At 60.4% G+C, this 19,930-nt stretch carries 18 protein-coding genes, 1 tRNA gene and 1 pseudogene; 10 read left to right on the forward strand and 10 right to left on the reverse strand.

The window, feature by feature from the left end; all coding sequences use genetic code 11:
- Window positions 1-8: 8 nt before the first annotated feature.
- Window positions 9-1,466 (reverse strand): mannitol dehydrogenase family protein, encoded by a 1,458-nt coding sequence (locus ACK9YZ_RS21275; RefSeq protein WP_216756472.1) that lies wholly within the window; start codon window positions 1,464-1,466, stop codon window positions 9-11.
- Window positions 1,463-2,878: a glucuronate isomerase gene (gene uxaC / locus ACK9YZ_RS21280; protein WP_416065080.1), complete on the reverse strand. Its 1,416-nt coding sequence runs from the start codon at window positions 2,876-2,878 to the stop codon at window positions 1,463-1,465. The genes ACK9YZ_RS21275 and uxaC overlap by 4 nt, the downstream gene beginning before the upstream one ends.
- A 170-nt stretch (window positions 2,879-3,048) precedes the next feature.
- On the opposite strand from uxaC, the gene ACK9YZ_RS21285 reads away from it, so the two are divergent.
- The 3 genes from ACK9YZ_RS21285 (at window position 3,049) to ACK9YZ_RS21295 (ending at window position 5,735) form a co-directional block, all read left to right on the forward strand.
- The gene (locus ACK9YZ_RS21285; RefSeq protein WP_112542868.1) at window positions 3,049-3,258 is read left to right on the forward strand and encodes a SlyX family protein; all 210 of its coding nucleotides are present in this window, start codon (window positions 3,049-3,051) and stop codon (window positions 3,256-3,258) included.
- A 104-nt stretch (window positions 3,259-3,362) separates the two neighbouring features.
- A complete protein-coding gene (locus ACK9YZ_RS21290; protein ID WP_216756474.1) occupies window positions 3,363-3,989 on the forward strand; it encodes a ribonuclease D in 627 nt (208 codons plus the stop codon).
- A 222-nt stretch (window positions 3,990-4,211) separates the two neighbouring features.
- Entirely contained in the window at window positions 4,212-5,735 is a 1,524-nt protein-coding gene (locus tag ACK9YZ_RS21295) for a hypothetical protein (protein WP_416065081.1), read from the forward strand.
- Window positions 5,736-5,865: 130 nt separating this feature from the next.
- Here the strand turns inward: ACK9YZ_RS21295 and rpsA are convergent, their stop codons facing one another.
- The 4 genes and pseudogenes from rpsA to aroA form a co-directional block, all read right to left on the reverse strand.
- Window positions 5,866-7,569: a 30S ribosomal protein S1 gene (gene rpsA / locus ACK9YZ_RS21300; RefSeq protein WP_028757934.1), complete on the reverse strand. Its 1,704-nt coding sequence runs from the start codon at window positions 7,567-7,569 to the stop codon at window positions 5,866-5,868.
- Between the two features lie 176 nt (window positions 7,570-7,745).
- Window positions 7,746-8,390: a (d)CMP kinase gene (gene cmk, locus ACK9YZ_RS21305; RefSeq protein WP_416065082.1), complete on the reverse strand. Its 645-nt coding sequence runs from the start codon at window positions 8,388-8,390 to the stop codon at window positions 7,746-7,748.
- A 106-nt stretch (window positions 8,391-8,496) separates the two neighbouring features.
- Window positions 8,497-8,649: pseudogene (locus ACK9YZ_RS21310) on the reverse strand (FMN-binding negative transcriptional regulator); the annotation flags it as partial.
- Window position 8,650: 1 nt separating this feature from the next.
- Window positions 8,651-10,003: a 3-phosphoshikimate 1-carboxyvinyltransferase gene (gene aroA, locus ACK9YZ_RS21315; protein WP_416065083.1), complete on the reverse strand. Its 1,353-nt coding sequence runs from the start codon at window positions 10,001-10,003 to the stop codon at window positions 8,651-8,653.
- Between the two features lie 273 nt (window positions 10,004-10,276).
- Between aroA and ACK9YZ_RS21320 the strand changes: the two genes are divergently transcribed.
- The 3 genes from ACK9YZ_RS21320 (at window position 10,277) to ACK9YZ_RS21330 (ending at window position 11,754) form a co-directional block, all read left to right on the forward strand.
- Complete coding sequence (locus tag ACK9YZ_RS21320) at window positions 10,277-10,657, forward strand: TIGR02300 family protein (protein WP_216756478.1); 381 nt, start codon at window positions 10,277-10,279, stop codon at window positions 10,655-10,657.
- Between the two features lie 149 nt (window positions 10,658-10,806).
- Window positions 10,807-10,882 (forward strand) — tRNA-Ala (locus tag ACK9YZ_RS21325).
- A 149-nt stretch (window positions 10,883-11,031) separates the two neighbouring features.
- Window positions 11,032-11,754 carry a YoaK family protein gene (locus ACK9YZ_RS21330; protein ID WP_416065084.1) on the forward strand — a complete coding sequence of 241 codons (723 nt, stop codon included), beginning with the start codon at window positions 11,032-11,034 and terminating at the stop codon, window positions 11,752-11,754.
- 147 nt (window positions 11,755-11,901) lie between these two features.
- Here ACK9YZ_RS21330 and ACK9YZ_RS21335 read toward each other — a convergent pair whose 3' ends face one another.
- Window positions 11,902-12,411: a hypothetical protein gene (locus tag ACK9YZ_RS21335; RefSeq protein ID WP_416065085.1), complete on the reverse strand. Its 510-nt coding sequence runs from the start codon at window positions 12,409-12,411 to the stop codon at window positions 11,902-11,904.
- Between the two features lie 73 nt (window positions 12,412-12,484).
- Here ACK9YZ_RS21335 and ACK9YZ_RS21340 point away from each other — a divergent pair, with 73 nt between their 5' ends.
- A complete protein-coding gene (locus tag ACK9YZ_RS21340; protein ID WP_416065086.1) occupies window positions 12,485-13,120 on the forward strand; it encodes a trimeric intracellular cation channel family protein in 636 nt (211 codons plus the stop codon).
- A gap of 2 nt (window positions 13,121-13,122) precedes the next feature.
- Here ACK9YZ_RS21340 and irrA read toward each other — a convergent pair whose 3' ends face one another.
- Window positions 13,123-13,542, reverse strand: a complete 420-nt coding sequence (gene irrA, locus ACK9YZ_RS21345; protein WP_183727435.1) for an iron response transcriptional regulator IrrA — start codon at window positions 13,540-13,542, stop codon at window positions 13,123-13,125.
- Window positions 13,543-13,845: 303 nt separating this feature from the next.
- Here irrA and fabA point away from each other — a divergent pair, with 303 nt between their 5' ends.
- From fabA to fabI, 3 genes are read left to right on the forward strand one after another with little or no spacing between them, the layout of a single operon-like run.
- Window positions 13,846-14,361 carry a 3-hydroxyacyl-[acyl-carrier-protein] dehydratase FabA gene (gene fabA / locus ACK9YZ_RS21350; protein ID WP_007814145.1) on the forward strand — a complete coding sequence of 172 codons (516 nt, stop codon included), beginning with the start codon at window positions 13,846-13,848 and terminating at the stop codon, window positions 14,359-14,361.
- A 46-nt stretch (window positions 14,362-14,407) separates the two neighbouring features.
- Window positions 14,408-15,640: a beta-ketoacyl-ACP synthase I gene (fabB, locus tag ACK9YZ_RS21355; protein ID WP_216756481.1), complete on the forward strand. Its 1,233-nt coding sequence runs from the start codon at window positions 14,408-14,410 to the stop codon at window positions 15,638-15,640.
- 5 nt (window positions 15,641-15,645) lie between these two features.
- Window positions 15,646-16,452, forward strand: coding sequence for an enoyl-ACP reductase FabI (gene fabI, locus ACK9YZ_RS21360; protein WP_183727439.1), 807 nt, complete (start codon window positions 15,646-15,648; stop codon window positions 16,450-16,452).
- Window positions 16,453-16,499: 47 nt separating this feature from the next.
- On the opposite strand, the gene ACK9YZ_RS21365 is transcribed toward fabI, so the two are convergent.
- Complete coding sequence (locus tag ACK9YZ_RS21365; RefSeq protein WP_416065087.1) at window positions 16,500-17,516, reverse strand: methyltransferase; 1,017 nt, start codon at window positions 17,514-17,516, stop codon at window positions 16,500-16,502.
- Between the two features lie 133 nt (window positions 17,517-17,649).
- Window positions 17,650-19,800: a polyribonucleotide nucleotidyltransferase gene (pnp, locus tag ACK9YZ_RS21370; protein WP_183727443.1), complete on the reverse strand. Its 2,151-nt coding sequence runs from the start codon at window positions 19,798-19,800 to the stop codon at window positions 17,650-17,652.
- Window positions 19,801-19,930 lie beyond the last annotated feature (130 nt).

The raw sequence follows: 19,930 nt of genomic DNA on the forward strand, positions 1-19,930 counted from the left end.
GAAAGGCATCAAAACAGCGGCAGCCTGTCGTCCTGGATCAGAATTTCCAGCTTGTTGGCCACGTCCTCAGTCCAGGCGATATTCCCGGTCAGTGCCTTTGGAAACAGCCCCGGAAGTTTGAACAGCGCTGCTGAAACAGCCCCGCCGTTGCGCGGCACATCCGCGATCAGTGCTGCAATCTCTCCCGCCCGTGGGTCGCGCAATTCGTAGCGTTCGCCATTGCGGTCGACGCCCGTTGCGTAACGCATCCAGGCGGCGACAGCGATCGCGTAGGTCTCCGCCTTGCCACCCTTTGCGAGCGCTTCGGTTGCCGGCTCCAGCAAGCGCTGCGGCAGTTTCTGTGTGCCATCCATGGCGATCTGATAGGTCCGGTGGGCGATCGCCTTGTTTGCAAAGCGTGCTATCAGCTCGTCCGCATAGGCGTCGAGATCGATACCGGGAACCGGGTCGAGCGTTGCCGCCGCCGCGTTCATATGCCGGCGGGCCAGCGCGGCAAGTCCGGCATCGTCCATCACGTCGCGGATAAATTCATAGCCTGCTGTATAGCCAAGATAGGCGAGCAGAGAATGCGCACCATTCAGCATCCGCAGCTTCATCTTTTCATAGGCAGAGACTTCCTCGACCATCAGCGCGCCACGCACCTTTTCCCAGGCTGGCCGCCCATTGGCGAAATGATCTTCGATCACCCATTGCGTGAAAGGCTCTGTCTCGATCGCCGCGAGGTCGGTGCGGCCCGTCAGCCGCTTGGCATCGGCATAGGTCGCATCGGTGCTTGCCGGCGTGATACGGTCGACCATCGTGGACGGGAAGGGCACGTTCGCTTCAATCCAGTCATGCAGGTCGGTATCGATGCGAGAGGTGAATTCCAGTACGAGACGCTTCAGTACTGCGCCGTTGCTCGGCAGGTTATCGCAGCTGAGCGGCGTAAAGGGTGCAATACCCTTCTGGCGCCGCCGCGCAAGGCCTTCCACCAGATAGCCGATAACGCCGCGCGGCGCGTGCCGGTTGGCAAGGTCGGCGACGATATCGGGATGCTTGAGGTCGAGCCCGCCCGTTGCCGGATCGAAACCGTAAGCTTTTTCGGTCACGGTCATGCTGACGATGCGGATATCAGGGTCTTCTAGCCGTGCCAGCAGGCCGGTCGGATCGCGTGGCGCCACATGCGCCCCAAGGATCGAGCCGATGACCTGCGCCGTTGTCCCCGACGTGTCGCGGATTAGCACCGTATAGAGCCCGTTCTGAGCGCTCAGATTGTCCGCAACATCAGGCGTGCGCAGGCTTGCCACCTCAATGCCCCAGTCGCCACCTGCAGCTGCGAGCGCGCCATCCGTGAAGGGCGCGAAATGAGCACGGAAGAAGGCGCCGGGGCCAAGATGCAGGATGCCGGCCTTCAGTGCATTCCGGTCATAGGCAGGAAGCTTCGCTGTCGGCGCAAGGCCGGTTATGGTCTGTAGTCTGTCGCTCACAGCTTGTAGGCCTTCTTCGCATTGTCATAGGAGAGTTCGCGCGTCACGATTTCGGCTTCCTTTTTGGAAATCCGGTGCTCGGCCGCAAGCTGCGCCAGGAAGCGGCAAATCTCGCGACGCCAGACATCGTGGCGGGCGGGGATCGACAGGAGCGCGCGCGTATCGTCGTTGAAGCCGGCGAGATTGGCGAAACCGGCTGTCTCCACCACTTGGTCGAGATAGCGGCGGATACCAAGCGGGCTGTCGTGAAACCACCAGGGCGGCCCGATCATCAGGCAGGCCCAATGGCCGGCCATCGGCGCAAGCTCGCGGGCATAGGTCGTCTCGTCGAGCGTGAAGAGCAGGATGCGCAGGCCAGGCGCATGGCCGTATTTCGACAGCAGGGCATTGAGGCCGCCGACCCAGTCGGTGCGCGTCGGAATATCGGCGCCCATATTCGGTCCACGGGTTTCGAAAAGCCCGCGGTCGGTGTTGCGGCGTGAACCGGCATGGATCTGCATCACCATGCCGTCTTCGGCGGAGAGGCCGGCCATTTCCGTCACCATCTGGCCCCGGAAAAGCTCTGCATCAGCAGCCGAAAGGGGTCCCTTCAGCGCCTTGTCGAGCAGCGCCTGCTTTTCGGTAAGCGGCAGATCGGCGGTAAAGGCGGTCGGTACGCCATGGTCGGTCGCCGTTGCGCCGAACTGGCGGAAATAGGCGCGCCGCTTACGATGTGCCTCGATGAGGCCGTCCCACTTGGTGATGTCGCAGCCGGTGATCTCACCGAACTTGATGAGATTGTCGCGGAAGCCGATGGCGTCGGGATCGGTGACGCTGTCAGGCCGGTAGGTGGTGCGCACTTTGCCGATCCAGCCGTCGGTCGCCATCTTCTGATGGTGAGGAAGCAGATCGAGCGCGCCTTCGGTTGTGGCGATCGTCTCGATGCCGAAGCGCTGATGCAGCGCCCGCGGCCGGAACTCCGGAAGTTTCAGCTGCGCATTGATATGATCGTAGAGCGCATCGGCATTCTCAGTCGTCAGCGGCTCTGTACAGCCGAGCACGGCCGACATGGCGTGATCGACCCAAAGGCTCGACGGCGTTCCGCGGAAAAGATGGTATTTGGCAGCGAAAGCCCGCCAGATATCCCGGCCGCTTGCCACCGGCTTGCCGTCAAGCCGTGGCACACCGAGCTCATCGAGTTTGGTGCCGGTGCTGTGCAGCATGCGGAAAAGATAGTGGTCGGGAATGACGAGCAGCGAAGCGGCGTCTTCGAAGGCCTTGTCGTCTGCGAACCAGGACGGTTCGGTATGCCCGTGAGGGCTGACGATCGGAAGGGCACGCACCGTCTCATAGAGATCGCGTGCTATTGTCCGCGTTGCCGGATCGGCGGGAAAGAGCCGGTCCGGATGAAGAAAGCCATTGCCTACATCCATCAGTTATCCTCCCTGATGGATAAGGGCCTACCCCACAAGACGGGATGCGGCAAGGGCTTTTGGTAACCAAGCGGTTCATTTCGGAATCGTTTTCGTGAGGCCTCGAAACCATTGACGCTTCGGCCTATTTGGGCTTTGGAAATGCCACCTGATTTCCCCGGAGAAAACCGATGTCCGACGAGGCAGCCCGCATCACGAAGCTGGAAGAAATGCTGGCCCATCAGGCAAAGACGATCGATGAGCTTTCCGATCAGCTTGCCGAACAATGGAAAGTCATGGAGCAGACGCGCGCCAAGCTCGATCGATTGACCGAGCGGTTCCTGAGCCTGGAGGAACAATCGCTGGAAGCCCCGGCGATCACCAAGCCGCCGCACTATTGAGCGGTTATGCCGCGCCTGAAGGCCGCCTGCAGCAGGAAAGCGGTTTCGCGGTTTCGCCCTTTGCGATATAGCCCGAAAAGACGAAGCTGAACGAGAGACATCCCATGGCGGCCACCATCCGTTATCACCAAGGCGATATTTCCGCGGCGGATGCCGCCCGTTACATTGGCGCGATCGCGATCGATACCGAAACGCTGGGCCTCGTGCCGCGCCGGGACCGCCTCTGCGTCGTCCAGCTTTCGCCGGGCGACGGCTCTGCCGATGTGATCCGCATAGCGGCCGGTCAGAAGCAAGCGCCGAACCTGACCGCGCTGCTTGCCGATCCGTCGCGCCAGAAGATCTTTCACTACGGCCGCTTCGATATCGCCGTGCTCTTCCATACATTCGGCGTCACCGCGACACCGGTCTTCTGCACGAAGATCGCCTCGCGCCTCATCCGTACCTACACGGATCGCCACGGTCTGAAGGATAATCTGAAGGAGATGCTCGACATCGATATCTCCAAGACGCAGCAGTCCTCCGACTGGGCTGCCGAAACGCTCTCGCAGGCGCAGCTCGAATATGCCGCCTCCGACGTGCTCTATCTGCACGCGCTGCGTGACAAGCTCAACGAACGCCTGATCCGCGATGGCCGTCTGGAGCACGCGACGGCCTGCTTCGAATTCCTGCCGACGCGCGCCAAGCTCGATCTTCTCGGCTGGGAAGAGGCAGATATCTTCGCCCACAGCTAAGGCGCATTTCATCCGACATACCAGCACGGCCACGGACATCGTCCGCGGCCGTTAGCTATTCGTTAAGACGTTTTCGTTAAGATTATTATTAATTTTTATGCACTCGACGGCACAAAAAGTGCCGATGCGGACAGGAGGATCTGCCGGGATGCAAGAGGCCGGATGAGCTCGGTCTCTTTGTAGAACCTGCTTTCATAGCCACTTTGCGAAAGGAGCGTGCCTGTGTTGTCTCCCATTCGTTCAGCGTCCAATGCAAGCCTTTCTTCTCAGGGTCAGACGGCGGCAATCGTTGCCGGCGGCCTCGGCCGTTCGGTGGTCGCCCCCACCCCGGTGAATGCAGTTGAAGCTGCCGACCTCAACGCCGCAATTGCCGGCAAGCTCAATATCCTGCTTATCGCCGCGCGCCAGCGCATGATTGAAGCACTTCTCGACATCATAAATGCGACGGGACGCACCATATCGCTGCAGCGAGGCAAAGGCGAATCCGATCAGGCCTTTGCCACCCGTGTCGCTGATGCCATCCGTCGCATGCCCGACGCCGAGATCGATGCGGTCGAGCGCCAGCTTTCCGATGACGGACATAGCCTGCCGCTGAGAATGATCGCCGCAGCCCTCAAGGATCCGACCGGGCCGGAGGCCACCCGTGTCATCGCCTATCTCGAGATTGTCAGCTACAAGGACAGGGATCTCGCGGCCCGCGCCGTTGTCCGCTCTTATCGCCAGAATGATGCTGCCCCGCTGCCCCGCACCGAGCCGCGGCCGGAAATCAAGCTTCAGGGAGAAAACCTGTCTGCGGCACGTCAGTTGGCAGCAAAACCCGTTGAAAGTGCGGCGATACCCGCTGCCGAAGAAATCGTTCCAGCCGAAACAGCTGTTGTCGTGACGACCGATCTAGCCGTTGAGGACCAGCAGGCTGGAAGGCAGCCCGCGACAGCGGCGCATGACGCTTCATCGCAGGCGACCACGCCGAGAGAGACAGAAGAAGTCCAGGTCGCATCGGTAAAGCGGGAAGTGGTCGAGCCGGAACAGGCTGGCCCAGCTCTCGAGCAGCAGACGATCTCTGCCAAGGCCGATCCGGTGATCCCGCGCAGCTGGACCGGCATTGCCAGCTCCATGACCGAACAGGTTTCGCAAATGATCGCAACGATCATCCGCGAGCAGGAGGCAACTGTCCTGTTGACGGATACGCCCGTCGAAGCTGCCGTCGAAATCGATGCTATGCTGGACGAGGCCGTCATCAGCGAGGCGACGGAGAGCCTGGTTCGCGCCACCCCAGAAGATGTGGTCGAGCCTGCATCTGCTCAGGCTACCCAGGCTTCTCGCCCGTCCCAGACGGAGATCGCGACAGCCGCCCAGACGGCGCGTCCTGCCAGGGACATTGCCGCTCAGCCGCAGCCGGTTCCTCTCCCGGTGATCGAGACACCCTCATACGTTCCGCTTGCGGCACGTATGCCGGACGGCCTGCCCTATGCCCAGACGCCGTACCAGTTCGCTCGCGACGAATACAAGGCAACCAAGGCTGATGAGCCGCCTCATCGCCAACATGAAAATGGCGGCTCTCAGGATCAGCAGCAACAGCAGCAGGCGCAATCCGGTCAGGACGAAGAGCAGCAGGCCGGCGAAGGAGACGCCCCGCGTGAAGAGCGGCGGCAGCCGAAAATGTTCGATCCCGATTCCTCTACGACGCCGGCAACCGTCGCCGATCCGGTCTATGCCCTCTATCAGCGCATGGTGGGCTGGGAATAATCCGAAGCACATTCTGCGGGTGCGCATAGCGGAATTGCGTGGGTACAAAGAACTCCAGACAATCTCCCAAACGAAAGAACCCGCCGGATCGCTCCGGCGGGTTCTTCATTTCTAAGGGATCAGCGAAGGATTATTCGCCGCCGCGGTTCTTGAGAGCCGCGCCGAGGATGTCGCCAAGCGACGCGCCCGAGTCGGACGAACCGAACTGAGCAACGGCTTCCTTCTCTTCCGCGATTTCCAGAGCCTTGATGGACAGCATGATCTTGCGGTCCTTCTTGGAGAAGTTCGTGACGCGGGCGTCGAACACCTGGCCGACCGAGAAGCGCTCAGGGCGCTGCTCGTCGCGGTCGCGGGCGAGGTCGGCGCGACGGATGAACGAAGTGATGTCCTCGTGGTTGACGAGCTTCACTTCGACGCCGCCGTCGTTAACAGCGATGACTTCGCAGGAAACGACTGCATTCTTGCGCAGGTCTCCGGAAGCAGCGGCTTCGCCGACTGCATCCTTGCCGAGCTGCTTGATGCCGAGCGAGATGCGTTCCTTTTCGACGTCCACGTCAAGAACGACAGCCTTGACGACGTCGCCCTTGTTGAACTCCTCGATGACCTGTTCGCCCGGACGGTTCCAGTCGAGGTCGGAGAGGTGAACCATGCCGTCGACATCGCCGTCGAGGCCGATGAACAGGCCGAATTCGGTCTTGTTCTTGACTTCGCCTTCGACTTCAGTGCCGGCCGGATGGCTGCGGGCGAATGCTGCCCAGGGGTTTTCCAGCGTCTGCTTGAGGCCGAGCGAAATACGGCGCTTGGACGGATCAACTTCGAGAACGACGACTTCGACTTCCTGGCTCGTGGACAGGATCTTGCCGGGGTGAACGTTCTTCTTGGTCCAGGACATTTCCGAGATGTGGATCAAGCCTTCGATGCCCGGCTCCAGCTCGACGAACGCACCGTAGTCGGTGATGTTCGTGACAGTACCGGAAATCTTCTTGCCTTCCGGATACTTGGCCTGGATGCCATCCCACGGATCGGACTCGAGCTGCTTCATGCCGAGCGAGATGCGGTGGGTTTCCTGGTTGATGCGGATGATCTGAACCTTGACCTGCTGGCCGATGTTCAGGATTTCCGACGGATGGTTCACGCGGCGCCATGCCATGTCGGTGACGTGCAGCAGGCCGTCAATGCCGCCGAGGTCAACGAACGCACCGTAGTCGGTGATATTCTTGACGACGCCGTCAACAACCTGGCCTTCTTCGAGGTTCTGCACGATTTCAGAACGCTGCTCGGCACGGGATTCTTCCAGAACCGTACGGCGCGAAACCACGATGTTGCCGCGACGCTTGTCCATCTTGAGGATTTCGAAGGGCTGCGGGTTGTGCATCAGCGGGGTGACGTCGCGGATCGGGCGGATATCGACCTGAGAGCGCGGCAGGAAGGCGATCGCACCGTCGAGGTCGACCGTGAAGCCGCCCTTGACCTGGTTGAAGATCACGCCTTCGACGCGCTCGCCAGCTTCGAATTTGGCTTCGAGCTTGATCCAGCTTTCTTCGCGGCGAGCCTTCTCGCGCGACAGAACTGCTTCGCCCAGCGCGTTTTCGATGCGCTCGACGTAAACTTCGACTTCGTCGCCGACCTTCAGCGAACCGTCCTTGGCACGTGCGCCGAATTCCTTGAGCGCGATGCGGCCTTCGACCTTCAGGCCGACGTCAACAACGGCGACATCCTTTTCGATGCCCGTGACGATACCCTTGGTAACATAGCCTTCGGCCAGATCGTTCTTGGCAAAGGACTCTTCGAGAAGGGCCGCGAAATCCTCGCGAGAGGGAGTTGCTACTGACATAAAATCTCCTGCGTGGCCTTCGATAGCGTTAAGGCTCACGTATGCGCCGGTTGGTTCGTGTTGAACGGGCCTGAACCCAGTCCGCCTTCTTTCACGAAGGCAATCCGGCGCTTGGACGGAATTTCAGGCTTCTTTTGCATTGCCTCCGCGCTTGAAGCACGGAAAGTCGCTCATTTTTAGGCATTTCGGCTCAAGGCAGCGTCGATGATCGACCTGGCAGCTTGAAACGCGGCCTCTATACTCATTTCCGACGTGTCAAGCAAGTGCGCATCATTAGCCGGTTTCATTGGGCTATCCGCCCGGTTCATGTCGCGATCGTCGCGCCGTTTCACGTCCTCGAAGATCGCGTCGAAATCCGCCGAGCCTCCCTTGCCGATAATCTCGTCGTAACGGCGCTTCGCACGGACTTCCGGCGATGCCGTTACATACAGCTTCACCGGTGCTGCAGGGCAGACGACGGTGCCGATATCGCGACCGTCGAGAACCGTCCCCGGCGGCCTCTCGGAAAACCGCCGCTGCGCCTCAACCAGCGCCCGGCGAACTGCCGGCATCACGGCAATCTTCGAGGCGGCTTCGCCGATCTCATGTCTCGACAATATATCGCGATCGAGCCCGGTCAGTTCAACCTCGCGCGCCATCTTTTCAGCGATCGTCTCGTCGTCGAGCGGCAGGCCGGCGTCGATGAGCGCCTTGGCGGCCGCCCGATAGGTGAGGCCGGTATCGAGGTGGTGGAAGCCGTATTGTTCGGCGATCCCTCGCGAAAGGGTGCCTTTGCCTGCCGCGGCAGGGCCGTCGATGGCGATGATGAAGCTGTCGCTCATGAAATCATTCCGTGCCGAGGCCGCCGTAGCGGCGCACCAGTTCCTGCATTTCGGCCTGCTCTGCCATCTCGGTGAGGCCTTTGGCAACACCCTCGCCGCAGCGTTCCTTCTCTGATGCGCCGGCATCGAGATGGAGCAGCACGGAGTTAACGACCAATTCGGAGGCGCCCGCCGTAATCAGCAGGCCAAGCGGGTACGCGCGCATCAGCGCGTGCTGCACATTGAGATCGTCTTCGCGGAAATGTGGCGGCTGGTACATGTCAGGCCTGCTCGATCCCTGCCCCCAGACCTTCCATCAGATCCATGAACTGCGGAAAGCTGGTTGCAATCATGCTGCTGTCATCGATGCCGACAGGATGCTCCGAAGCCAGTCCCATGACAAGGAAGCTCATGGCGATACGATGGTCGAGATGCGTGGTGACATGCTCGCCGGCAGCATTGCCGAGCCCCTTGCCATCCGGCTGGCCGGTAACGGAAAGCCAGTCATTGCCTTCCTCGCAATCGACGCCGTTGAGCTTCAGCCCGTCAGCGACGGCCGAGAGCCGGTCTGACTCCTTGACCCGCAGTTCCTGCAGACCGTTCATCACTGTTCGGCCCTTGGCAAAGGCGGCAGCGACGGCAAGTACCGGATATTCATCGATCATCGATGGTGCACGTTCTGCCGGCACGCTAATGCCCGTCAGTTCGGAGTGGCGCACGTGCAGATCCGCCACCTCCTCGCGGCCTGCAAGGCGCGGGTTGAGGATCTCGATACCGGCGCCCATCTCCCGCAGCGTCAGGACCAGTCCGGTTCTCATCGGGTTCATCAGCACATTGGAGACGATGATGTCCGAGCCCGGCACCAGCAAAGCCGCCACGAGTGGGAAAGCAGCGGAGGAGGGGTCGCCGGGCACGTCGACGATCTGGCCGGTCAGCCTGCCGCGGCCTTGCAGCCGGACCGTCCGCCTACCGCCCTTGTCGGTCTCGACCGACAGTTCCGCGCCGAAGCCGGCCAGCATCTTTTCCGTATGGTCGCGCGTAATCGCCGGCTCGATAACCGTCGTCACACCCGGTATATTGAGGCCGGCAAGCAGCATCGCTGACTTCACCTGCGCCGAGGCGACGGGCAGGATGTAGCGGATCGGGGCCGGCGTTTCCGGCCCGCGCAGCATGACCGGCAGGCGGTCGCCCTCCGCGGCCTTCACTTGCACGCCCATGCGGCGCAACGGATCGAGCACGCGGCTCATCGGCCGCCGAGAGAGCGAGGCGTCACCGGTGAAGACGGTGTCGAAATCATAGACGCCTGCAAGGCCCATGGTCAGGCGCGCGCCGGTGCCGGAATTGCCGAAATCGAGCGGAACCTCCGGCGCAAGCAATGCGCCGTTGCCTGTTCCGTTTATGATCCAAACGCCGCCTTCCCTGCGGATCACGGCACCCATAGCCTGCATCGCCTTCCCGGTATTCAGTACATCCTCGCCTTCGAGGAGCCCGGTAATGCGCGTTTCCCCCGATGCCAGCCCGCCGAGCATGAGTGCTCGATGCGAGATCGATTTGTCGCCGGGAATGCGAATGGTTCCGGAAAGCCCGGAGGATCTGCGGGCGCTGGCCGGCTTCAATGCAGAACCCTGCGACATGGGCTAGTCCCTTGCAAAGGCAATTTTCGGGCCGCTCACACCTCGGCGCCGGGATATTTTTCCGGCGGGCTTTGCGGCAATCGCGGCTGGTTAGCACAAACTTGCCGAGCGGTCATCCGGAATGCCGGACAAACGCCTGAAGTGCCCCATGAAGTTTAGCTTTGACACGGGAAGCCGTAGCGATTAAGGGGACCGGCTTATAAATTCCGAATAGAACGCCGGTTTGACGGCATTTGCCGAATCTCGCATTCGGCCATTCTCATGAGGCTTATAGTGGCGAAAGCGGAACTTGGAACCAAGCGCACCGATCCGGAAACCGGCAAGAAGTTCTACGACCTGAACCGGGACCCGATCGTCTCCCCTTACACCGGTAAATCCTACCCCCTGTCCTTCTTCGAAGAAACCTCGGCAATCGCCGAAGTTCAGGATGAGGACGAGGTTGCCGAAGTCGATACCGAAAACACCGAAGTCGAACTGGTTTCGCTCGAAGATGCCGAAGATGGCGCGTCTGGCGACGATATCCCTGACATGGGTGACGACGATGTCGAAATCGAAGGCGATGACGACGATACCTTCCTCGAAGCCGATGAAGATGACGAAGATGACGACATGAGCGACATCATCGGCGTCACCGGCGACGAAGACGAAGTCTGATCGAACGAATACCGGCCCGGATGACAAAAATTTTCCGGGCCGGATCTTTTAGGCTTGCCATCTGCGAAAACCGCAAGTAATAAGCCGCCACTCCAGAGGGAACGCCCTCCGGACCATCCCAGGACCGGCGCAGGCCGGGCCACCCTGATGGGGCTATAGCTCAGCTGGGAGAGCGCTTGCATGGCATGCAAGAGGTCAGCGGTTCGATCCCGCTTAGCTCCACCAAACCCTCCAATGCGGTTCAATAAACACCTCAGGTCAACATAACTGACATTTTTCGGTGATTCCTCCGTCGCCGCTTTGCCAGCGGCTGAAAGCGGGTTTTTATATTGGTCGTCGAAGTCAACCGATTCGACATTTCCCGGACCCGAAGCATGACACGAGCAAGACGCCGCCGCATCATCAGAACCCGTAGGACCGCGACTGGACTTGCGCTGGTCGGTGCGATTTCCTTTCTCGCCGGAATGACGGATGCGACCGGTTTGTTTCTGACCGGCGACTTCGTTTCCTTTATGACCGGCAATACGACGCGGGCGGCACTGGCGCTGAGCAGTGGCGATGTCAGGCACGCCGCCGTGCTGCTGTCTGCCATCATTGTCTTCGTGCTTGGCAATGCCGCCGGCATCGTCGTCGCCCACCGGGCCGAACGACGCATCTTCGTCGTGCTCTGCTGCGTCAGCCTCATGCTGGCGCTGGCCTCGATGATGACGCCGCAGGATCTGTTGATGACACGTTTCTATATGATCGTTCTCACAATGGGCATGGTGAATGCGGCGGTCGAGCATATAGAAGGACTGCCGATCGGCCTGACCTATGTGACCGGCGCGCTGTCGCGCTTCGGCCGCGGCATAGGCCGCTGGATCATCGGCGACCGGCGCCTCGACTGGACGATCCAGATCGTGCCGTGGGGCGGCATGGTGCTCGGCGCCATCAGCGGTGCCCTCATGACCCGTCTTGTGGGCGCGCAGGCGCTGTGGCTGGTCTCCATCTTCGCGATGGCGCTGGCGATTGTCGCCCTGTTTATTCCCCGCCCGCTGCAGCGGCGGTTCAATCAAAAGATCGCAGCTCCCCAACCACATCCTGTGCACACCAGGTAACGGCAATCATTGCAGTCGTTCTCGAATTGGATAGGAAGGCCAGACGCTATCAGGCGAGGAGTTGAACCTGTTCGTATTTTCGAAGCTCGTCTGGATCTTTGGCCGTACCTTGCCGGCCGCACCTCGGCACTCTTTCCGAGCTGAGGACTATTTCTTGGAGATGGTGACGAATTTCGTGCCGCGCACGCGGGTGGTGACGACACAGGGGTCGCCGCCGGTGCGATCGCAGAAGCGCGGACTCATTTTCATAGCGAGCACCATATTGCCAAAGCGCTGCACGAAGTCGTAGCCGAAGATCTGCGCGGTCGCGATCATGAAGTAGCCGCCTTCGGCCACTTGCAGATAGAAATTATAGGTGCAGCCGTCTTCATTGCACTGCGGACCCTTCTGGCCGTCGCAGGTGAGTTCGCCCTCGTTGACGACCGCGTCCATCAGCCCGTCATTGTTGATATCCTGGCGGATGAGGAAGCCGTCACCGAAGGATGCTTCCGTGCATTGTTCCTGGAAATGCTTCTTCTCGTAGATCTCCGGATCGGAGATCAGCGATTGCTGGGCGAAGGCCGCAACCGGCATGACCAGCAGCAAAACGACGTTCAGGAGTACGGGCAGCAGCTTCACGGCTTTCCTCTTTTGGATAAAGGCTCTCTGGCCTTTCATTCTCTATGCGCCGCCTTGCGCCGCCCTTGCCGCGATGATTCAGTGTGCTTCGTTCGCCGGTTTGGAGGCTTCGATGTCATTGCTCGTCTATCTCGATTATGCTGGCATTGCCCTCTTTGCCGCAACCGGCGCGCTGGCCGCCTCGCGCAAGCAACTCGATCTGATCGGCTTCCTGTTTTTCGCGATCGTAACGGGGACGGGCGGCGGCACGGTGCGCGATATAATTCTCGGCCGCGTGCCGGTCTTCTGGGTGTTGAACCCATTCTATATCGTCATCTGTTGCATCGCGGGTGTCGTCGTCTTCTTTACCGCCCATCTCCTGGAATCGCGCTATCGCCTGCTGATCTGGCTCGATGCGGTCGGCCTTGCCGCCTATTGCGTGCTTGGCGCCGCCAAAGGGCTGGCCGCCACCGGCTCGCCGACGATCGCCATTGTCACCGGCGCCCTGACGGCGACTTTCGGCGGCATTCTGCGCGATCTCCTGGCAAACGAACCATCCGTGCTGCTGCGCCCGGAAATCTACGTGACGGCGGCTCTGGTGGGATCCGGTGTCTTTACCAGCGTCAATGCGCTAGGCGCTGAGATATATATCGCGTCGGCCTGCGGGATCTTGGCAGCCTTTGCAGTGCGTGGCGGAGCCCTGTGGTTCGGCTGGACATTCCCGACCTACAAGCACCGACCCGGCCGGCATCCCGATGATGTAATGTGATATCAGATCTGCTTCTGCCGCAGGCGGATCACCACGTCGACATGAGCAATTTCCATGCCTTCGGGCGGGGGCGGCAGATTGTCGATGGTCAGATTGCTGATCGGAATATCGAGCACCTCGTTTTCGCCTTCGACAAAAAAGTGATGGTGGTCGGAGACATTGGTGTCGAAATAGGTCTTGGCGCTCTCGACGGCGAGGACACGGATCATGCCGGCTTCGGTGAACTGGTGCAGCGTATTGTAAACCGTCGCGAGCGAAACCGGTACGCCTGCAGCAACAGCCTCCTCGTGCAGTTCCTCGACGGTCAAATGCCGGTCCCCTTTGGCGAACAGGAGATCGCCAAGCGCAACGCGCTGGCGGGTGGGACGCAGGCCTGCGCTGCGCAGCCTTACCTCAATGGCGATCGGGGCTTCACCCGTCATTGACACCAACTCCGGTTATTCTGGCGAAAAGCAATCATGTTTGTTCAAAGCGATATAACTTTTGCGCAAAAGCCTTTCAATAGTTCAATGGGGACAAGAGCCTTCGAAAGGCCGCAAAAACAGGCTTTTCACGCAATTAGGTCTGGTCGCGGCCTTGGCCTTCCTGTATGCGACCACCAAATACTGGCTCAGGCCCGGTCCGGAACCAAGAAATGAAGCCGCCATGCTTGCGCTTCATTTTCTGGTGAACTTGGACTAAAGACACACATCCATCGCCAAGAACGCGGGGGGAAACAGAGATTTATGACGACCAGACAGTCCAGCTACTCGTACGAAGAACTTATCGCCTGCGCACATGGTGAGTTGTTCGGGCCTGGCAATGCGCAGCTGCCTTTGCCGCCCATGCTGATGGTTCATCGGATCACGGATATCTCTGAAACGGGCGGCGCCTTCGACAAGGGCTATCTGCGGGCCGAATACGATGTTCGCCCGGACGACTGGTATTTCCCCTGCCATTTCGAAGGCAATCCTATCATGCCCGGCTGCCTCGGCCTTGACGGCATGTGGCAGTTGACCGGCTTCTACCTGGGTTGGCTCGGTGAACAGGGCCGCGGCATGGCGCTCTCGACCGGCGAAGTGAAGTTCAAGGGCATGGTCCGCCCGCACACGAAGCTGATTGAATACGGTATCGACTTCAAGCGCGTCATGCGTGGCCGTCTGGTGCTTGGCACTGCCGATGGCTGGCTGAAGGCGGATGGCGAAACCATTTATCAGGCGACCGATCTTCGCGTCGGTCTCTCGAAAGACAAGACGGCCTGAAAACCGCATTTCGAGCGGCTTACGAAAACAACAAGGGTTTGATCAGATGAGACGGGTAGTTGTCACGGGTCTGGGTGTCGTGTCTTCGATCGGAAACGACGCGGCCGAAGTCACCGAATCCTTGCGGCAGGCAAAGTCGGGTATTTCTTTCTCCAGCGATTTCGCCGAACACGGCTTCAAGTGCCAGGTTTGGGGCAGTCCCAAGCTCGGCGCGGACAAGCTCGCCGAACTGGTCGATCGCCGTGCGATGCGCTTCCTGTCGCAGGGCGGTGCCTGGAACCACGTTGCCATGAAGCAGGCGATCGCCGATTCCGGTCTGGAAGACAAGGAATACAGCGAAAACGAGCGTGTCGGCATCATCATGGGCTCCGGCGGTCCGTCTACACGCACACTCATCGAGGCGGCCGAGATCACCGTCAAGAACAACAGTCCGAAGCGCATCGGTCCCTTCGCCGTACCGAAGGCTATGTCATCCACCGCTTCCGCAACGCTTGCCACCTGGTTCAAGATCCATGGTGTCAACTATTCGATCTCGTCTGCCTGCTCGACCTCCGCGCACTGCATCGGCAATGCCGTGGAAATGATCCAGTGGGGCAAGCAGGACATGATGTTTGCAGGCGGCCACGAAGACCTCGATTGGACGATGTCGAACCTCTTCGACGCGATGGGCGCTATGTCTTCCAAGTACAACGATACGCCGGACACGGCTTCGCGCGCCTATGATGTCAGCCGCGATGGTTTCGTCATTGCCGGCGGCGCAGGCGTGCTCATCCTTGAGGAGCTGGAACATGCCAAGGCGCGCGGGGCCAAGATCTATGCAGAAGTCGTCGGCTATGGCGCGACTTCCGATGGCTATGACATGGTCGCTCCCTCAGGCGAAGGCGCGATCCGCTGCATGCGTCAGGCGCTCGCCACGGTAAAGGGCGATATCGACTATATCAACACGCACGGCACCTCGACGCCGGTCGGCGACAGCAAGGAAATCGGTGCGATCCGCGAAGTCTTCGGCGACAAGCTCCCGCATATCCAGTCCACCAAGTCGCTGACGGGCCATTCGCTCGGTGCTGCCGGCGTGCAGGAATCGATTTATTCGCTGCTGATGATGCAGGAAGGCTTCATCGGCGAAAGCGCGCATATCAAGGAACTCGACCCGGAATTCGAAGGTGTGCCGATCGTTCGCAAGCGCATCGATAATGCCAAGATCGACCTTGCCCTCTCCAACTCCTTCGGCTTCGGCGGCACCAACGCCACGCTCGTGTTCCAGCGCTACAACGGATAATAACAATGACCGGAATTATGCAGGGTAAGCGCGGCCTCATCATGGGCGTCGCAAACAACCATTCGATCGCCTGGGGGATTTCAAAGGCGCTCGCTGCACAGGGCGCAGAACTCGCTTTTACCTTCCAGGGCGATGCCCTTGGAAAGCGCGTCAAGCCGCTTGCAGCCGAACTCGGTTCCGATTTTCTGCTGCCCTGCGATGTTGAAGACATCGCTTCGGTCGATACGGTCATCGACACGATCAAGGAACGCTGGGGCAAGCTCGATTTCATCGTCCACGCCATCGGCTTTTCCGATAAGAACGAGCTGAAGGGCCTCTACGCCGATACCACGCGCGAAAATTTCAGCCGCACCATGGTCATTTCCTGTTTCTCCTTCACGGAGATAGCCAAGCGCTGTGCACCGCTGATGGAAGATGGCGGCACGATGCTGACGCTGACCTATAACGGCTCCACGCGCGTCATCCCGAACTACAATGTCATGGGTGTCGCCAAGGCCGCTCTGGAGGCCTCCGTGCGCTATCTGGCCGCCGATTACGGTCCGCGTGGCATCCGCGTCAATGCCATTTCCGCAGGCCCGATCCGGACGCTTGCCGGCGCCGGCATTTCCGATGCACGCGCCATCCTGTCGTGGAACCAGCGCAATGCACCGCTGCGCAAGACCGTCACCATCGATCAGGTCGGCAGCTCCGCGCTGTATCTGCTTTCGGATCTCTCGACGGGCGTGACCGGCGAAATCCACTTCGTCGATGCCGGTTACAACATTACCTCCATGCCGACGCTGGAGACGCTGCGCAAGGCAGACGTCGAGTAAGGCCGGATAGGCTTCAAATGAAGAAGGCGGCCACGTGGCCGCCTTTTTCATTTCCGTGCCCACAACACCTTGAAGCGGGCATTGCGGCAGGTTTCGCCGCTATCCTTGAAATGTTCCGCAAGCACCGGTTCATAGGGCAGGCCACGATTGGCGACCAGCATCAGCCGCCCGCCGCCGCGCAATGCGGAAGCCGCGGTCCTGATCATTGCCTGGCCAAGCGAAGGCTCCGCCGCGTGACCTTCATGGAAGGGCGGGTTCATGATGACGAGATCGTATTTGTCCCGCACCTGCTCGCCTGCCAGATCGTGCCAGAAGAAGCGCACAGGCGCGCCTGGGCAGTTCTCCGCCAGATTGGCCTTGGCGGCCTCCAGGGCCTCGTAGTGGGCTTCGTAGAGGTCGAGGCGGGCAAGGTTCGGAGACTTCTGTGTCAGCTCGACGGAAAGATAGCCCCAGCCGGCGCCGAAATCGGCCGCATCGCCGGTAAAATCGGTCGGCAGGCGTGAGGCGAGAAGCTGTGAACCGGCATCGAGCCGATCATGCGAGAACATGCCGGGCGAGGCGATGAAGCGGCCTTCGACGCGCACAGGCGATTTTCCGAATTTCAAAACGATCTCGCTGACATCGGCCGGCCGCCCGAACCAGAAGGCGACGCCATGATATTTCGGCATGTGTTCGGTATCGAGGCCGAAGCCTTCCACACGCTTGCGCAGCGGCTGGATACCGTCTTCCTTGCCACCGGCGACAAGGATCAGGCCGCCGGCCTTCACGCTGGAAAGGGCAGCGGCGATATTTGCCTCGTTCTCGCCCTTGTGTTTGGTACAGAGCACCAGCGCGGCATCATAGTCCTCACCCTCGATCTCCGGCTTGGCCTCAATGCGCTGCGCCAGAAGCTGCCTGTAGAGCGGTTTGAAGCCCTGTACGGCATCCAGGGATGCGGCAAAGCCCTCGGGCAGCGCAAAGCCTGCCTCTGCGCCGAGGAAGAGCACACGCTTGCCTTCGCCGGGCGAAGCTAGCGTTTCGCTGACAAAGGGATGGAAGAGGGTTTTAAGCGTTTCGCGGCTCATGATCTGGTCCCGTCATCTGGAGCAATTCCAGGAAAAGTGCGCAGCGGTTCTCCGTCCGCAATTGCGCAAAGGTCGAATACAAAAAGGGCGCGGAAATAGTCCCGCGCCCGGATATCAGAGGGGAAGACGCGGCTTATTCGGCCGCTTCTTCCTTCTTCTTGTCGCCCTTTTCGGCGGCCGGGATTTCCTGCCCGGTTGCCTGATCGACGACCTTCATGGACAGGCGAACCTTGCCGCGCTCATCGAAGCCGAGCAGCTTGACCCAGACCTTGTCGCCTTCCTTGACGACATCCTGGGTCTTGGCGACACGTTCGGAAGCAAGCTGCGAGATATGGACGAGACCGTCGCGGGCGCCGAAGAAGTTGACGAAGGCGCCGAAGTCGGCGGTCTTGACAACAGTGCCTTCGTAGATCTGGCCAATTTCCGGCTCGGCGACGATCGAGTGGATCCACTTGCGGGCCGCTTCGATTTCCTTGCCCGAGGAGGAGGCGATCTTGACGGTGCCGTCATCCTCGATGTTGATCTTCGCGCCGGTCTTTTCGACGATTTCGCGGATGACCTTGCCGCCGGAGCCGATGACTTCGCGGATCTTGTCGACCGGAATGTTCATGACTTCGATGCGCGGTGCGAATTCACCGAGCTGGCCGCGGCTTTCGGTGATGGCCTTCGCCATTTCGCCGAGAATGTGGGCGCGACCGCCCTGGGCCTGGCCAAGGGCGACCTTCATGATCTCTTCGGTGATACCGGCGATCTTGATGTCCATCTGCAGCGAGGTGATACCGTCGGCAGTACCTGCGACCTTGAAGTCCATGTCGCCGAGGTGATCTTCGTCACCGAGAATGTCGGAAAGGACGGCGAAGCGATCGCCTTCCAGGATCAGACCCATGGCGATGCCGGCGACCGGCTTCGCGAGCGGTACACCTGCATCCATCAGCGCCAGCGAGGTGCCGCAGACGGTGGCCATCGAGGACGAGCCGTTCGACTCGGTAATCTCGGAGACGACGCGCAGCGTGTAGGGGAACTGTTCGGCCGACGGCAGCATCGGACGGATGGCGCGCCATGCGAGCTTGCCATGACCGATTTCACGGCGACCCGGGGAACCCATACGGCCGGTTTCGCCAACCGAGTAGGGAGGGAAGTTGTAATGGAGCAGGAAACGCTCCTTGTACATGCCCGTCAGGGAATCGACATACTGCTCGTCTTCGCCGGTGCCGAGGGTGGCAACCACGATCGCCTGCGTTTCACCGCGGGTGAAGAGCGCCGAACCGTGCGTGCGTGGCAGAAGACCGACTTCCGAAACAATCGGACGAACGGTTTCGAGGTCGCGACCGTCGATGCGGCTCTTGGTGTCGAGAATGTTCCAGCGGACGATCTTGGCCTGCAGGTGCTTGAAGATCGCGCCGACTTCTTCGGCGGTGTAGCGGGCTTCGCCTTCTTCGGGGAGGAAGTGCGCCTTCACCTTGGCCTTCACAGCGTCGACGGCGGCGTAGCGGTCGGCCTTCTGGGTGATCTTGTAGGCTTCGCGAAGTTCACCTTCGGCAAGGCCGAGCATTTCGGATTCGAGAGCGGAGTAGTCTTCCGGCTGGAAGTCACGCGGCTCCTTGGCGGCAACTTCCGCGAGCTTGATGATCGCGTCGAGAACCGGCTGGAAGCCCTTGTGGCCGAACATGACGGCGCCGAGCATGACGTCTTCCGGAAGTTCCTTGGCTTCGGATTCAACCATCAGAACGGCATCGTAGGTGCCGGCAACGACGAGGTCGAGGCTCGATTCATCCATCTCGTCGAGATGCGGGTTGAGAACGTATTCGCCATTGATGTAGCCGACGCGTGCGCCGCCGACCGGACCCATGAAGGGAACGCCGGAAAGCGTCAAAGCAGCGGAGGTCGCGACCATGGACAGGATGTCTGGGTTGTTCTCGAGGTCGTGCTGGATGACGGTGACAACGACCTGCGTGTCGTTCTTGTAACCCTCCGGGAAGAGCGGGCGGATCGGGCGGTCGATCAGGCGGGAAACGAGGGTTTCGTTTTCGCTCGGACGGCCTTCGCGCTTGAAGTAGCCGCCGGGGATCTTGCCGGCCGCATAGGTCTTTTCCTGATAATTGACCGTAAGCGGGAAGAAGTCCTGGCCGGGCTTCGGAGCCTTGGCGGAAACGACGGTCGCGAGAACGACGGTTTCGCCATAAGTGGCGAGTACGGCGCCGTCAGCCTGACGGGCGATCTTTCCGGTCTCGAGCTTGAGAGGGCGGCCTGCCCACTCGATTTCTACTTTATGTGTATCGAACATGTCTTGTCCTTCAATGCGGCCAGTGCGCCTTCTCCATCAGGAGCAGCGCAGGTCGTCCGCAATCAGTGTGACGTATCACGGGCAAGACAACGGGAAGCTTCGGGCGGACGATTTCCTTGGGAAACCGGGC

The organism is Rhizobium sp. ZK1, assembly GCF_047782645.1.
In the GTDB taxonomy this organism is placed as follows: Bacteria; Pseudomonadota; Alphaproteobacteria; order Rhizobiales; family Rhizobiaceae; genus Rhizobium.